Source organism: Streptomyces sp. NPDC096079 (assembly GCF_040303145.1).
Taxonomy (GTDB): Bacteria; Actinomycetota; Actinomycetes; order Streptomycetales; family Streptomycetaceae; genus Streptomyces.
On record NZ_JBEOST010000003.1, the window covers coordinates 386,774 to 401,645 of the forward strand.

The window sequence follows — 14,872 nt, forward strand, 5'->3', positions numbered from 1 at the left end:
GCGGGGTCCGTCAGGGGCCGCTCGGTGCGACCTGGCGGCCGACCTGTGCGAAGGAGCGGATCAGGTCGGTCTCGGTGGCGGTCCGCCAGAGCAGCGCCCAGTGGGCGGGGGGAGCGTCGCGGACGGGGACGTACACGAGGTCGGCTCGGGCGTAGTACCGGCTGGCGTGGGAGTGCACGAACGCGACGGCTTCGCCATGGGACAGGATGGGGAGCATCGCGGTCTCGGTGGCGACGGTCGGGCCCACCCGGAGCGGACGCCCGCTGGGGGTGTGGCTGGGCGTGAGGGCCTCGCTCCAGTAGCGGGGGCCGGCTCCGCCGATGACGACCTCGTCGGCCAGGTCCTCGTACGACACGGTCTCCCGCCTGGCCAGCCGGTGCCCGGCTCCGACGGCGAGGACGACGGGCTCGGTCCTGACGACCGGCCCGACGGTGAGGTCGGCCTCCTCGACCGGCAGCCACGCGATCTGGACGTCGACCTCGCCGGAGCGCAGCGGCCCGAACGGGTCGCCGAATCCGACGTAGCGGATCTGGACGTCGCACGTGGGGTGCCGGGCGGCGAAGGCGTCGAGCAGCGGACGGAAGTCCTGGACGTTGCTGGAGAGCATGCCCAGGCGCAGCACTTCGGTTCCTCCGCCGGCGGAGCGGATGGCACGCTCCACGGCTTCGTGCAGGTCGCGGTAGACCGGCAGCAGGTCCGTGTGGAGCTGCCGGCCGATCGGCGTCATCGTCACCGTCCGGCTGGTGCGCTCGAAAAGGGCGGCGCCGATGCGGCGTTCCTGCTTCTTGATCGCCTGGCTGACGCGGGCGGGCGTCACGTGCAACCGCTCCGCTGTCCGGCCGAAGTGCAGTTCCTCGGCCAAGGTCAGGAAGATCTCGATGTCGCGCAGCTCCACGCCGACTCCCTTCGTCGTTAACCGAGGGGTTAACGCACCTTACCGGAACCGCCGTTGCCGCCGTGCCCGCCCACGTCCAGGCTGGGCAGCGGTCCATCGAGGAGGAGACCTCAGTGAAGGCAGTCGTTCCCGCAGACCCGACCGTGCTGCACCCCATGCCCGGCCAGCCGCGGCTGGTCCAGCTGAAGCCGCTGGTCACCTCGCCGCTGATCGACGTCGGGGAGTACTCGTACTACGACGACCCGGACGACCCGACCGCGTTCGAGACGCGCAACGTGCTCTACCACTACGGGCCGGAGAGGCTGGTCATCGGCCGGTTCTGCGCGCTGGGAACGGGGGTGCGGTTCCTCATGAACGGCGCCAACCACCGCATGGACGGCCCCTCGACGTTCCCCTTCCCCACCATGGGCGGCTCGTGGGCCGACCACTTCGACCTGCTGACGGACCTGCCGAACCGCGGGGACACCGTCGTCGGCAACGACGTCTGGATCGGCCACGGCGTGACGGTCATGCCCGGGGTGCGCGTCGGCCACGGCGCGATCGTCGCCGCGGGCTCCGTGGTCACCTCCGACGTGCCCGACTACGGCGTCGTCGGCGGCAACCCGGCCCGGCTCATCCGTACGCGTTACGACGACGAGGACATCGCCCGACTCCTGGCGGTGGCCTGGTGGGACTGGCCCGCCGCCCACATCACCGACCACATCCGGACCCTCATGTCCGGCAGCGTCGACGACCTGGAGGAAGCGGCCCCCGCACGGCCGTAGAGGCCTCCTCCCTCCCCCGTCCACCGATACGAGAATCGAGCCGTCAGCATGCAGGCCGCGCCCCCCTCCGACTCGTTCGCCGACTGGCTCGGCAGCCATGCGGTCCCGCTCACCCACCTCGATCCCGAGGCACCCCTCGACGACCTGGAACCGCTGCGCGACCTCATCGGCGACGCGCGGGTCGTCGCCGTCGGCGAGCACGCCCACTTCGTCGACGAGTTCGTCCGGCTGCGACAGCGCCTGGTGCGATTCCTCGTCGAGCGCTGCGGCTTCACGGTCCTGGCCTTCGAGTACGGCTTCAGCGAGGGCTTCCTCCTCGACGCCTGGGGCCGGGGCGAAGGAACGGAGGACGAGCTGAGGGCGCACCTCGCCGGGGCGGTCCCGGTGGGCGTCGACGGACCGCTGCGCTGGATCCGCCGGCACAACCACGCCGCCCCGGTACCGGTGCGCTTCGCCGGCATCGACGTCCCGGCCGCCGGCGGATCTCTGCTGCCCGCCCTGACCCCGGTCGCCGACTACCTGCGCCAGGTCGACCCCGAAGCCCTCCCGCTCGTCCGGAACGCGATCCGGATCGCGGAATCGTTCGCCGGGGCCTCCGCGGCCGCCGCCGCGCCCGCGTGGACCCGCCTGCCCGCCGCCGACCAGGACGCCCTCACCGCGACCCTGGCACGCCTGCTCATCCGGTTCCGCGCCGTCTCGTCCCTGTACGTCTCCCGCAGCGACCGGCACAGCCATGACATCGCGCTGCACCGCCTTGAAGGGGCCTGCCGGGCCGACCACGGATTCCGCGCCATGGCAGGCCTGTTCGCCGGGAACGGGCTCACCGCCGACACCTCGGCCCGGGACGCCTACATGGCCGAGTCCGTGCTGTGGCATCTGGACCGCACCGAGCCCGGAACCCGCGTCGTGCTGGCGGCCCACAACGCCCACATCCAGAGAACGCCGATCTCGTTCGGCGGCCACCTCACCGGGTTCCCGATGGGGCAGCACCTGGGCGACGCCCTCGGCGACGACTACTTCGCCCTCGGCCTGACCAGCTCCGGCGGGCACGTGGCGGAGATGGTCCGCGACGAGCGGGCGCGCCTGGGCTTCACCGTCGAGCACATCGCCCTGCAGCCGCCCGAACCGGGCAGCGTCGAGGCCGCGTGCGGCGCGGCCGGCCTCGGGCTCTCTGTCGCCGGCCTGCGTCCCGCACGCACGGCGACCGCGGAACCGGCCTCCGCCCCCGACCGCATCCGGCTGCAGAGCACCTTCCTGCACACCCCCGTCCTGGAGGCGTTCGACGGCGTCCTGCACACCCCGGCCGCCACCGTCGCCGACGCCGTCGGCGCGGAGTCGCCGTCACCGTGACACCGCGACCTCCCCGAGGGGGCTGGACGCCGACGAAGGGCCCTGGTCTGCGGCCAGGGCCCTTCGTTCACGGGCGGGCGGATGACGGGCCCTCACACGTCCGCGACCGCCTCCAGGGGGCTCAGGGCCGCTGCCCGGCGGGCCGGGACGGCGGCGGCGAGGGTGCCGATGGCGAGGGAGAGGAGGCAGACGAGGAGGAGGGTCCCCCAGGGGAGGGCCAGGGCGTACTGGTCGATCGCGCCGTTGGCGAGGGAGCCGACCGCCCAGGCGCCGAACAGACCGCCCGCCAGCCCGAGGAGGGTGCCGAAGCCCGCCACCGTCAGGGCCTCCAGGCGGATCACGCGGCGGACGCCGGAGCGGTCCATGCCCAGGGCGCGCAGCGCGCCGATCTCCCGGGTGCGTTCGGCGACCGACATGGCGAGGGTGTTGACGATGCCGAGCCCGCTGATGACGACGCCGATGCCGAGCATCCCGTACATCACGTTCAGCAGGTCGCCCACGGTGCCCGCGGCCTCCCGGACGAGCTGGTCGCGGTCCTGCACCGTCAGGAGCGGGTTGTTGCCGACGGCGGTGCGCAGGCGGGTCTCCAGGGCTGCGGACCCCGTGCCGTCGGTGCGCAGCAGGACGCGCTGGACCGAGCCGGGCAGGAAGCTGTTCTCCGCGACCTCCGCACGGGCGCCGAGCGCGTCGCGCGCGACCGGGTTGTCCTGGTAGACGCCGACGATCTCGTACGGGGTGAACTCGCCCTCGCGGCCGAGACGCACGGTGAGCCGTCCGCCGGTCGTCACCCCCAGCTCCCCCGCGAGGGAGCTGGAGAGCGCGATCCGGCCGGGCGCGAGGCCCTCGGCGGAGCCGGAGACGAAATCGAGCCTCATGGTGTCGCGGACGGTGGCGGGGTCGACGCCGGAGATCTCCCGTACGCCGGTGCCGGTGAACAGGGTGGAGTCCGTGATCGCGGTGGCGGTGCGCACCCCGTCGGTGCCGGCGAGGCGTCGCACGGCGGCGGGGTCGATGCCCGTCGTCGTGGAGCGGGTGCTGACGACGTAGTCCGCGCCGAGCCCGGCCGCCGCCTGCCGGTCGAGGGCCTGCCCGGTGGAGTTGCCGATGACGGCGAGCCCGGTGACGAGGCCGGTGCTGAGGAGCAGGGTGGCGGCGGTGGCGGCGGTGCGGCGCGGGTCGCGCAGGGCGTTCTCGCGGGCGAGGCGGCCGGTGATGCCGAGGCGGCCGGTCAGCCGCCCGGTCAGCCGGATCACCGGCGGCGCGAGCAGCGGCGCGAGCGCGATCAGTCCGGCGACGAGCAGACCACAGCCGGCCATCGCGTTCCGCAGGTTCTCCTCGGAGGCGTCCCGCGCGCCGCTGAGCGAGACCAGCCAGACGGCGCCGAGCGCGAGGAGGCCGGTCCCGACGGCTCCGCGCAGGCGGAACCGCTGCGCCGCGGGCGGCTGTTCGGCCGTGCGCATCGCCTCGACGGGCGCGGTCCTCGCGGCCCGGCGGGAGGGCAGCCAGGCGGCGAGGACGGTGACGCCCACGCCCACGCCGAGCGCCGCCGCGACCGGGCGCGGGCCGATCTCCAGCGGGCCGGTGGGCAGCGCGTTCCCGTCGGAGCCGAGGACGTGGGGGAGGGCCGCCGCGATCCCGAGACCGAGCACGAACCCGGCGGCCGAGGCGGCGAGGCCGACCACGAACGCCTCCAGGAGGACCGAGCGGGACACCTGACGGCGGGAGGCGCCGATCGCCCGCAGCAGGGCCGTCTCCCGGCTCCGGCGGGCCACGGCCATGGTGAAGGTGTTGACGATGAGGAAGGAGCCGATGACGAGCGAGACCCCGGCGAAGACCATCGGGATCTTCTCGTAGCCGCGGGTCAGCGTGGTCACGAGGATCGCCTGCTGGGCGGCCTGCGCCTGGCCCGTGGTGGCCTCGGCGCGGTCGGCGGGGAGGACGGCCGTGACCCGGTCGGCGAGTTCGTACGCACGGGTGCCGGGCGCGGCGGACAGGTCGATGCCGGTGTAGTGGCCGGGCGTCGAGAACAGCTTCTGCGCGGTCGCCCGGTCGAACAGGACGAGGGTGCCGCCCGCCGTGACCCGGGTGTCGTCGGTGGTGACGAGGCCGACGAGCCGCGCGGTCATGACCGGGCCGTCCGTGGCCAGGGTGACCGTGTCGCCGATGCGGAGTCCGCCCGCGTCGGCGGTGCCGGTGTCGACGGCGATCTCGCCCGCGCGGGCGGGGGCGCGGCCTTCGACCAGCGGGTGGCGGCCGTCCTCGCCGTCCTTGCCGGGGAGGTACGCGCCGGCCAGGTTCGACCAGGCGCGGCCGGCGCGCAGCGGGGTGCCGTCCGCCGCGTTCAGGGTCGCCGAGCCGTCGACCGAGGGCCGTACGGCGGCGACGCCCGGCACCCGGGCCAGCTTCGCGGCGAGCGCGTCGTCGAGCACGGCCGCCGGCGGCCCGTCCTGGGCGCCGGGCTCGGGGGCCTTCTCGGTGACGGTGACGGCGATCCCGGCGAAGCTCTTCGACGAGGCGGCGCGGTGGGCGGCGGCGGTGGTGTCCGCGAAGACGAGGGTGCCGCTGACGAACGCGACCCCCAGGCAGACGGCGAGCACGGTCATGACCAGCCGGGCCTTGTGGGCCAGGAGGTTGCGCAGGGTCGTTCTCAGCATGGGTTCTTCCAGGGCCTTGTGGGGGTGTCCGGGGCGGGATGCGGGGCTGCGGCGGCCGGGACCGCCGCGGTTCAGCCGTCGTGGGACCGCGCGCCCAGGTTCTTCATCAGGTCCAGGACCCGGTCCGGGGTGGGGCGGACCATCTCCTCGACGAGGCGCCCGTCCGACAGGAACACCACGCGGTCGGCGTATCCGGCGGCGACCGGGTCGTGGGTGACCATGACGACGGTCTGGCCCAGCTCGCGCACCGAGTCCCGCAGGAAGCCGAGGACGTCGGCGCCGGCCCGTGAGTCGAGGTTGCCGGTGGGCTCGTCGCCGAAGACGATCGCCGGGCGGGAGGCCAGGGCGCGGGCCACGGCGACGCGCTGCTGCTGGCCCCCGGACAGCTGGGCGGGCCGGTGGGCCAGGCGCCCGGCGAGGCCGACCATGGAGACGACGCGGTCCAGCCACTCCCGGTCGGGCGTCCGGCCCGCGATGTCCAGGGGCAGCGTGATGTTCTCCAGCGCGCTCAGCGTCGGCAGCAGGTTGAACGCCTGGAAGACGAACCCGATCCGGTCCCTGCGCAGTCGGGTGAGCTGCCGGTCCCCGAGACCGCCCAGCTCGGTGGTCCCGATGCGGACGGAGCCGGAGGTGGGCGAGTCGAGCCCGGCGGCGCAGTGCATCAGGGTCGACTTGCCGCAGCCGGACGGTCCCATGATCGCGGTGAACTCGCCCTCCCGGAAGGCGATGCTGACCCGGTCCAGGGCGACGACCCGGGTGTCGCCCTTGCCGTAGACCTTCGACAGGTCGGTGGTGGCGGCCGCGACGCCGGTCATCGGGGGCAGCGACAGGAGGTCGGCGGACATGGTGCTCCTCTTCTCGTACGGAATGACGCACGAGAAGCCTGTCGGGGCAACGTATCGGGACCTGGGCGGCCGTGTATCAGTGCCCGCTCCACCGCGTACCGGCCCTGCGGCCGTCCGTCACCGGGGCAGCCGCAGGGTGGCGACGGCGCCGCCGTCCGGGGCGTTGGAAAGCCGGAGTTCGGCGCCGAGGACGCGGGCCTGGCCGAAGGCGATGGTGAGACCGAGGCCGTGTCCCGTGCCGCGTTCCCGGGCGCCGGTGTGGAAGCGGCGCGGGCCGTGGGCCAGCAGGTCGGGCGGGAAGCCGGGTCCGTGGTCGCGGACGACGACCGTCCCTCCGCCGACGGTGACGTGGACGGGGGCGCCGCCGTGCCGGTGGGCGTTGACGACGAGGTTGCCGATGATCCGCTCCAGGCGGCGGGGGTCGGTCTCCACGCTCTCCGCAGCCCCCGCGGTGCCCTCGTCGGCCGTGTCCGTGACCTCCGCCTCCACGCCCGTACGGGCCACGGCCTCGGCCACCACGGCGGCGAGCGGGACCCGGGCGTGCACCGGCTGTTCGGCACCGGCGTCCAGCCGGGAGATCTCCAGGAGGTCCTCGACGAGGGCGCGCAGGTCCCGGATCCGGGCCCGCAGGAGGTCCTCGGTCTCGCCGGGCGGCAGGAGATCGGCTGCGGCCAGCAGACCACCGACGGGAGTGCGCAGTTCATGGGCCACGTCGGCGGTGAACCGGCGCTCGGTGCGCAGCCGTTGCGCGAGGGTGTCGGCCATCCGGTCGACGGTGGCGGCGATGTCGGCGACCTCGTCGTCGCCCCTGGTGGGCCCCGAGCGGGCGTCGAGGTCGCCGGCGGAGATCCGGGCCGCCGTCTCGGCGACGCGGCCGAGCCGTCGGGCGAGGAGCCCGGCGCCGTACACGGCGAGGGGGGTGGCCGCCGCGAGCGCGAGGAGCGAGGCGACGGCCATGGCGGCGTCGAGGCGGGAGAGGTTGGCGTGGTCCGGGCCCAGGTTGATCTGCACGGCGAGGACGGGGCTGCCCGGGCCGCCGGTGCGCTGGGCGGCCCAGGCGCTCGGCCCGACGTTTCCCTCGACACGGGCGTCGTAGGCCGTGTGCCGGCCGGCGTCGTCCGGGTCGCGCAGCGCGGCGGGCAGGCCGGCGGGGTCGAGCCCGGCGCCGTCGGTGAGGACGCCGGTGCGCCGGTAGACGTCCATGGCCGCGTACACGGCGTTGAACGCCCGCGCCTCGCCGCGCCCCCGGATGTCCTGGGCGGTCCACAGGTGCACCAGGACGCCGACCGCCGCCACCACGAGCAGGGCCGTCGCGGCGGCGAGCGCGGCGATCTTCCAGCGCAGCGTGGTGCGGCGGCGCGGGGTCCGGCGGGCGGGAGGCACGGTCACCGCCGGAGCTTGTAGCCGAAGCCCCGGACCGTCTCGATCCGGTCCCGGCCCACCTTCCGGCGCAGCCGCTGCACGCACAGGTCGACGACCCGGCTGTCGCCGTCCCAGCCGTACTCCCAGACGTCCCGCAGGAGCGTGTGCCGTTCCAGGACGACGCCGGGGCGGGCGGCGAACTCCAGGAGGAGCTTGAGTTCGGTCGGGGTGAGGGCGACCGGGCGGCCGGCGACGAAGACCTCCATCCCGGCGGTGTCGATCCGCAGGTCGCCGAACTCCAGCACGTCCTCGTCGCCCGGCCGGTCCCCGGCGTGGGCGGGGCCGCCCCGGGGCGCGGGCGAGTAGGTGGCGCGCCGCAGCAGCGACCGCATCCGGGCCACCAGGACGTACGTCTCCACCGGCTTGACGACGTAGTCGTCGGCGCCGGCCTCAAGGCCCGCGACCACGTCGAGGCCGTCACCCCGGGCGGACATCATCAGCACCGGGACCAGACTGGTCTCCCGGACCCGGCGGCACAGCCCGATCCCGTCGAGACCGGGCAGCATCACGTCGAGGACCAGCAGGTCGAACTGCTCCGCGCGGAAGAGTTCGAGCCCGGTGAGGCCGTCGGCGGCGGCCCGCACCTCGTAGCCGTACCGCTCCAGGGCGACGGCGAAGGAGCGGCGCATCAGGTCGTCGTCCTCGACGAGCAGCACGCGCGCGGTGGACGCGGAGGAGTCGGTCGACGAGTCGGTCGAGGACAAGAGGACGGCTCCTGTTCGTGCGGCGGGCGGACGGACGGCCGGCCCGCGTCCGCTCGGACGGCCGGTCCACGTCCGAGCGGAACAATACGGCAGAGAGCGGACAGCGCCCCCGGTCCCGCTGCCGCCCCGGCCGCGGTGCCCTCTCCGGAAACCCCTGAGAAGTCCCAGGTGGGAGCCCGTGCGGCTGCCCCGTCCCCGGCCGCGCGCCGCTCATCGCGCCGCTCCCCTCCGATGCGATCCCGAGCGCTGCCCGACACAGTTCGGATACACGGCCGGACACACACTTCGGATTCAGGGCCGGACACACGGCCGGACACACGCGGGGGGCTCCGCCGCCGTACCCACGGGCCCGGCGGGTCCTCACGCTTCCGATCCCCCGCCCGTTCCGGCCCGCCGCAGGGGCGACTGGTCCGATCCCCCGCCCGTTCCGGCCCGACGCGGGGGCGACTGGTCCTTGCCCCTGAGTTCTTCCGCCTCGTCGAAGCACGCCTGAGCCGCAGCGGTTTCGCCGAAGTGCGCGTGGGCCCGCCCGATGGCCGTCAGGGTGTCCGTCGCGCCGCCGGTGTCGCCGACCCGACGTCGCAGGGCCAGAGCCTCGGTCAGGGCGTCGAGCGCTTCCGCACGCCGGCCGCGTGCGCGCAGGGTGTCGCCGAGATCCTCCAGGGCGATGGCGATGTTGGTGAGGTACCCCAGCTCGCGGCACATGGCCAGCACCTGCCGGTACACGGCCTCGGCCTCCCGGAGTTCGCCGGCGGCGCGATGGGCCGTCGCCAGCCCGCTCAGGAGCGGAGCCTCGCTGCGCCCGCTGCCCGACCGCCTGAAGAGGTCGATGGCCCGCCGGGCGTGGTCGAGGGCTTGTCGTGGGCGGTGCGTCCCGCTGTAGGCCCTGGAAAGGTTGGAGTAGACGCCCGCCCGGCACTCGAGATCGCCGCTCGCCTCGAAGTGGGGGAGGCATTCCAGCAGGCTGGCGAGACTGGCGTCGTGCCGGTGCGCCATGCGGTGTGCCACCCCGAGGCGGAACAGGACCCAGGCCTGCCCCTCGTGGTCGTCGTGCGCCCTCGCCGTGGCCAGCGCCGACCGCAGGCAGGTGTCCCACACGCCGGTCCACCAGTACGTGGTGGCGTAGCCGAAGAGGTTGAGGGCCAGCCGCCAGGCCAGGTCCGGGCGCGGGGACAGCGCGGCCGCCTGGACGGCTTCCCGCAGGTCGGGCAGCTCCTGCACGAACCACGCGAGCGCCGCGGCGGCGTCGTGGAAGCGCGGCGCCCGGCCCGCCGGGCCCTCCCCGAACCTCGGGCCGGCGGGCATGCCGGGCGCGATCGTCGCACTGGCCGCCTCGGTGGCGACGGTGTACCAGGTCAGGAGCCTCAGCAGCGCCGCCCGCCGGGCGGGCCCGGACTCCTCCGCGGCGCTGCGCTCGGCCGCGTACTCCCCGACCAGGTCGTGGAAGCGGTAGCGCCCGGGCTCCGGATTCTGCAGCAGATGTACGTCCCCCAGAAGCCCGAGCACCTCGGCGGTCCTGCGCGCGGGAAGGTCGAGGAGCGCGGCGCAGGCGTCGAGGCTCAGTCCGTCGCCGCGCCACAGGCTGAGCAGCCGGAAGGCACGCGCCGCATCGCGTTCGTGGCGCTCACGGCTGTCCCGCAGCATCCGATAGCTGGAGGCGAAGGAGGTGTGGACGGACAGGCTGCCGGCCGACAGGGCCCGCAGCCGGCCGTCGCCGGCCTCCAGTTGCTCCGCGATCGTGCGCAGCGGCCAGGAGGGGCGGACCCTCGCCTTCGCTCCGACGATCCGCAGGGCCAGGGGCAGCCCGGCGCAGGCCGCCAGGATCCGCGTCGCGTCCCCGGACTCCGCCAGGACCCGGTCGGCACCGCAGAACGCCGAGAGCATCGCCCGCTGGTCGCCTTCGTCGAGCGGCTCCAGGGGAAGCCGGGCTCCGATGGGCAGGTCGGGCAGCGCGTTCCTGCTCGTGATCAGGACCGAGCAGCCGGCCGAACCCGGCAGGAGCGGGAGCAGCTGCTCGACGTCGTGGGCGTTGTCGAGGACCATCAGCACGCCCCTGTCCGTCAGGCAGGTGCGCAGCAGCGCGGCGCGCCCGTCGGTGTCGCCGGGAATCGGCAGCCCGGGGCCGGCCGGAGTGTCGGACAGATCGCTCACGAACCGCCCGAGCAGGTCGTGCGGGTCCTGACGGGTGCCGAGCCCGAAGCCGTGCAGGTCCGTGAAGATCTGGCCGCCCGGAAAGCGGTCGCGCAGGAGGCGCGCGGTGTGGACGGCCAGGGCGGTCTTCCCGACGCCGCTCATCCCGGTGACGACCGCCATGCGGGGGCACTGGTCGTCCGGCCGGGGGGTGAGCAGCTCGACCAGGGTCCGGACCTCGGCCTCGCGACCGGTGAAGTCGGGGACGTCGGCGGGCAGCTGGGACGGAGCCCAGGTCCTGACGGCACGCGGGTCAGCGGCCGCGTCGGGCAGGTGGGCGTCGGGCACGCGGGCGTCGTCGGACGCGGGCGCGGACGCGCCGGCGCCGGCCGGGCCCGTCGTGGTGACGGCCGTGCCCGTCGTGGTGACAGCCGGGGCCGTCCACCGTAGGGCGGGATCGTCGACCAGCAGTGACCGATGCAGATCGCGAAGTGCGCGGCCCGGGTCGGTGCCCAGCTCCTCGGCCAGGTCACGGCGCACGCGCTCGAACGCGAGCAGCGCCTCGGCCTGGCGACCGCTGCGGAACAGGGCGAGGATCAGCTGGGCGCAGAAGGCCTCGTGCAGCGGGTACCGGGCGGTCCACCGGCTGACCTCGGGAACGATCTCGTGGTGGTGCCCCAGCCGGAGCTCGGCCGCGAAGTGCCACTCCCGGGCCTGCACCCGCGCCTGCTCGTAGTGGGTGATCTGGGGACGCAGGGTCTCGGACACGGGGGCGTCGGCGAGCGGAGCACCGCGCCACAGCCGTTCGGCGGCCTGGGTCAGGCGGCTGACGGACACCCAGTCCTGCCGGGCTTGCGCCGACTTCGCCTCGGCGAGGAGCAGGGTGAACCGCTCGGTGTCCAGCTCGCCGTCGTGGACGAGGAGCCGGTAGCCGGTCGGTACGGCCACGAGACGTTCGCCACCGGTGGCCGACAGGGTTCGCCGCAGCTGGCTCACGTAGTTGCTCAGCGCGGCGGCGGCCGTCGCGGGCGGGCCCTCGCCCCACAGCGCGGCCGCGAGCCGCTCGCGGGAGACGAGGCGGTTCGGTTCGAGGAGCAGCGCGGCCAGCAGGGCCCTGCTCTTCGGAGTGGGAACGGCGAGGGGCCTGTCATCGGCGTCATGGACGGTCAGCGGACCCAGCAGACCGAACCTCATGCCCACCGCTCCGTGATCCCCCGGCACACCACCGCGCTGATCATAGCCAGCGCCGGAATCGGGCCATTGACGTTCCATTGCCGCCGTCCCGCAGACTCGGCGCCGGAGACCGACACGCACCGGAGCCGAGAAGGATCCGGAACCCGAGAGGAACGAGGAGGCCCCGTGGCCAAGGTCGTGGAACTCACCTATTACCCGGTCAAGGGCTGCGCGGGCCTCTCCGTGCAGGACGCCGTCATGACCCCGGCGGGACTCCCGCACGATCGCTCGTTCATGGTCGTCGACGAGAAGGGGGTCTTCCGCAGCCAGCGGCGCGATCCCCGGCTGGCGCTGGTACGCCCGGGCATCGACGCCGACGGGACGCGTCTGACCTTGGAGGCCCCGGGCTCCGGCACCGTCACCGTCCCGGTGGACTCGTCATCCGAGCGACGGCCGGTGGAACTGTTCGGAGCTCCGTTCACCGGCATCGACCAGGGCGACGAGGCGGCGGCCTGGCTCTCCGCGGCGACGGGCGTGCCGAGCCGGCTCGTGCGGGTGCCGCCCGAGCACGACCGGGTCACCGACGGACTCGTCGCGGGCACCTCGGGCTACGCCGACAGCTGCGCGGTGCACGTCGTCTCCCGCTCGTCCATGGCGGCCCTCAACGAACGCCTCGTCTCCGACGGCGCGGAACCGCTGCCGATCAGCCGGTTCCGCCCCAACGTCGTCGTCGACGGATGGGACGATCCCCACACCGAGGACCTCGTGCGCCGCGTCACCGTCGGCTCGGTGGAGCTGGCGTACGCGAAGCTGGCCATCCGCTGCTCCGTCACGCTGGTCGACCAGCGGTCCGGGCGCCGGAGCGGGCGGGAACCGATCCGCACCCTCGCCACCTACCGGCGGGCCGCCGAGGGCGGCGTCGCCTTCGGCGTGAAGCTGGCCGTGGTCCGGCCCGGCCGCCTGTCCGTCGGCGACGACGTGACGGTCGGCTCGTGGGGAGCGTCCGAACTCCGCGCCGACCGCGCGGCGTCGACGTGACCGGATAGGACAAGGCCGGACGACACGGCTTCTCATCGGGGCAGCCGCCGGATCACCTCAGCCGCCGGACCCGCCGCCGGACCCGCCGCCGGACCCGCCGCCGGACCCGCCGCCGGGCGTAGCCCCGGTGATGGCCCGTGTCTCCCGCTCGCTCATGTCCTGCAGCGGCACGCCGTCGATGTTTCCGAGGATGACGCCGACCCATCCGGTGTCCGGGTAGACGGTCCAGTTGGCGGCGACACCGGGGTTGCCCCCGGCGCGCTGGTACTTCCACTGGCCGTCGACGATGGAGACCGGAATCCCGTACGCGCCGAACGACGCCGGTCCGTGGGGGATCTTGGCCCCGGTGAGCACGTCGGCCCACGGACGGTCCAGGAGCGTGCCGTCGCCCAGCGCACGCGCGAACCGGACCAGATCGGGCGCGGTGGCGAAGCCACCGTCCCCCGGGGCATCGATGAAGGCGCGGCCCGGATTCCTGCCGAGTACGTTCGGGTACGGGCTGCTCCTGTCCAGGGCGCGAACGGCGTCCACCCGGCTGCCGTCGGCCAGCGTCATGTACGGGTGCGCGATGTTCTTCTCGGTGAGCCACTGCGGCCTGGTGCGGAACGCCGCGCCCGTCATGCCGCAGCGCCTGAAGACGTGTTCCTCGACGTAGTCCCAGTACGTCGTGCCGGACACGGCCTCCACGATCAGCGCGGCAAGGGTGACCTCCGCCTCCGCGTGAGCGGTGTCGGCGGTGCCGGGGACGCGCACCGGCTTCGCCCGCCGGGCCCGCTGCTCGTAGTACGTGTGCACTTCGTCCCGGCTCTGGAAGACGCGCCGCACGTCGTCCTCCGGGCCGGCCAGCCCGGAGGTGCCGGAGAGCAGGTGGTGGATGGTCACCTGCTCGGCGATGTCCTCGGCGAAGCCCTTCAGATGGGTGCCGACCGTGTCCGACAGCCTCACCCTGCCCTGCTGCGCCAACTGCAGGACGGCCACCGCGCCGAACGGCTTGCCCGCGGAGCCGAGGCTGAACGCGACGCCCTCGCGATTGCGGATCCCCTTCTCCTCGTCGGCCATGCCGTAGCTGCGGGACAGCACCGTCCGGCCCCGGTGCGACAACAGCACCACGCCGGAGAACCTGCCCTCGGCGGCCAGCTCCGTCACGTACCGGTCATAGGCTCCGCCGGGACGGGTATCCGGTGGGACGTCGGGTTCGGTGGGGGCCGGACGGTCCTGTCCGGCGGCTTCGGCACGGCCGGGTCGGGTGTCCACGAGCGGCGCGCAGGCCGCCACCGCGCCGGTGACCGCCAACCCGCCCCATCCGAGCAACTGCCGCCGGTCGACGCCACGTACGGAATCCGAGTCCATGAACATGATCCTTTTCCGGTCGGCGAACCGACCGTTGCAGGTCTGCTGGGTCCAGGCCTCTACTGAAGACGGAAGACTGTTGCGGTGGCGTCTGCGCATTTCGCTACGCCCGCGACAGCCGAAGCCCCGGCATCAGGAACCGGCGCCGGCCCGCGGCGTTCTGGACAACGACGAAGCCCCAGGTCGCTGACCTGGGGCTTCGTAAGAAGAGCGGATGACGGGAATCGAACCCGCGCTATAAGCTTGGGAATCACCCGGTACTTGGACCTGCATATGGGTTCTGACCTGCGGAAACATCCCCAGCCGAGTTGTGTTGGTTGGTCCTGGCGGCTCCTGTGTTGACCGCTGTTCACCGCTCCTACTGGCACGTTGTGGCACGCGGCACTGTCACGTGGACGGAGGAGACCGAGCTCCTCATCGGCCTGCCACCGTCTCCCGACCTCGGGCGACAACGGACTCGCCGCCTTCGGCCGTGCCATCGAAGTCTGATCGCCCCGCACACGTGCTTGGAGTGTGCCGAGGTCGAGACTCGGCACCGTGGCGCTTT

Annotated in this window: 10 protein-coding genes; 3 read left to right on the top strand and 7 right to left on the bottom strand. The window is 73.9% G+C overall.

The features are described from left to right. Positions 1-10: 10 nt before the first annotated feature. Positions 11-895: a LysR family transcriptional regulator gene (locus ABTY59_RS09220; protein WP_352018264.1), complete on the bottom strand. Its 885-nt coding sequence runs from the start codon at positions 893-895 to the stop codon at positions 11-13. A gap of 155 nt (positions 896-1,050) precedes the next feature. On the opposite strand from ABTY59_RS09220, the gene ABTY59_RS09225 reads away from it, so the two are divergent. Further along, positions 1,051-1,659 carry a CatB-related O-acetyltransferase gene (locus tag ABTY59_RS09225; RefSeq protein ID WP_352018511.1) on the top strand — a complete coding sequence of 203 codons (609 nt, stop codon included), beginning with the start codon at positions 1,051-1,053 and terminating at the stop codon, positions 1,657-1,659. Between the two features lie 48 nt (positions 1,660-1,707). Then, positions 1,708-3,009: an erythromycin esterase family protein gene (locus ABTY59_RS09230; protein ID WP_352018265.1), complete on the top strand. Its 1,302-nt coding sequence runs from the start codon at positions 1,708-1,710 to the stop codon at positions 3,007-3,009. Positions 3,010-3,101: 92 nt separating this feature from the next. On the opposite strand, the gene ABTY59_RS09235 is transcribed toward ABTY59_RS09230, so the two are convergent. The 5 genes from ABTY59_RS09235 to ABTY59_RS09255 all read right to left on the bottom strand — a co-directional run bounded on the left by ABTY59_RS09235 (position 3,102) and on the right by ABTY59_RS09255 (position 11,958). Then, on the bottom strand, positions 3,102-5,663 hold the full coding sequence (locus tag ABTY59_RS09235) for an ABC transporter permease (RefSeq protein WP_352018266.1): 2,562 nt from the start codon (positions 5,661-5,663) through the stop codon (positions 3,102-3,104). A gap of 71 nt (positions 5,664-5,734) precedes the next feature. Continuing rightward, complete coding sequence (locus tag ABTY59_RS09240) at positions 5,735-6,508, bottom strand: ABC transporter ATP-binding protein (protein WP_352018267.1); 774 nt, start codon at positions 6,506-6,508, stop codon at positions 5,735-5,737. Positions 6,509-6,625: 117 nt separating this feature from the next. Continuing rightward, the gene (locus ABTY59_RS09245; protein ID WP_352018268.1) at positions 6,626-7,897 is read right to left on the bottom strand and encodes an ATP-binding protein; all 1,272 of its coding nucleotides are present in this window, start codon (positions 7,895-7,897) and stop codon (positions 6,626-6,628) included. Then, positions 7,894-8,559, bottom strand: a complete 666-nt coding sequence (gene cseB, locus ABTY59_RS09250; RefSeq protein WP_352018512.1) for a two-component system response regulator CseB — start codon at positions 8,557-8,559, stop codon at positions 7,894-7,896. Before cseB ends, ABTY59_RS09245 begins: the two co-directional genes overlap by 4 nt. Before the next feature lie 435 nt (positions 8,560-8,994). Continuing rightward, entirely contained in the window at positions 8,995-11,958 is a 2,964-nt protein-coding gene (locus ABTY59_RS09255; RefSeq protein WP_352018269.1) for an AfsR/SARP family transcriptional regulator, read from the bottom strand. Positions 11,959-12,123: 165 nt separating this feature from the next. On the opposite strand from ABTY59_RS09255, the gene ABTY59_RS09260 reads away from it, so the two are divergent. Then, complete coding sequence (locus ABTY59_RS09260) at positions 12,124-12,975, top strand: MOSC domain-containing protein (RefSeq protein ID WP_352018270.1); 852 nt, start codon at positions 12,124-12,126, stop codon at positions 12,973-12,975. Positions 12,976-13,032: 57 nt separating this feature from the next. On the opposite strand, the gene ABTY59_RS09265 is transcribed toward ABTY59_RS09260, so the two are convergent. Next, on the bottom strand, positions 13,033-14,325 hold the full coding sequence (locus ABTY59_RS09265; RefSeq protein WP_352018271.1) for a serine hydrolase domain-containing protein: 1,293 nt from the start codon (positions 14,323-14,325) through the stop codon (positions 13,033-13,035). Positions 14,326-14,872: the final 547 nt, after the last annotated feature.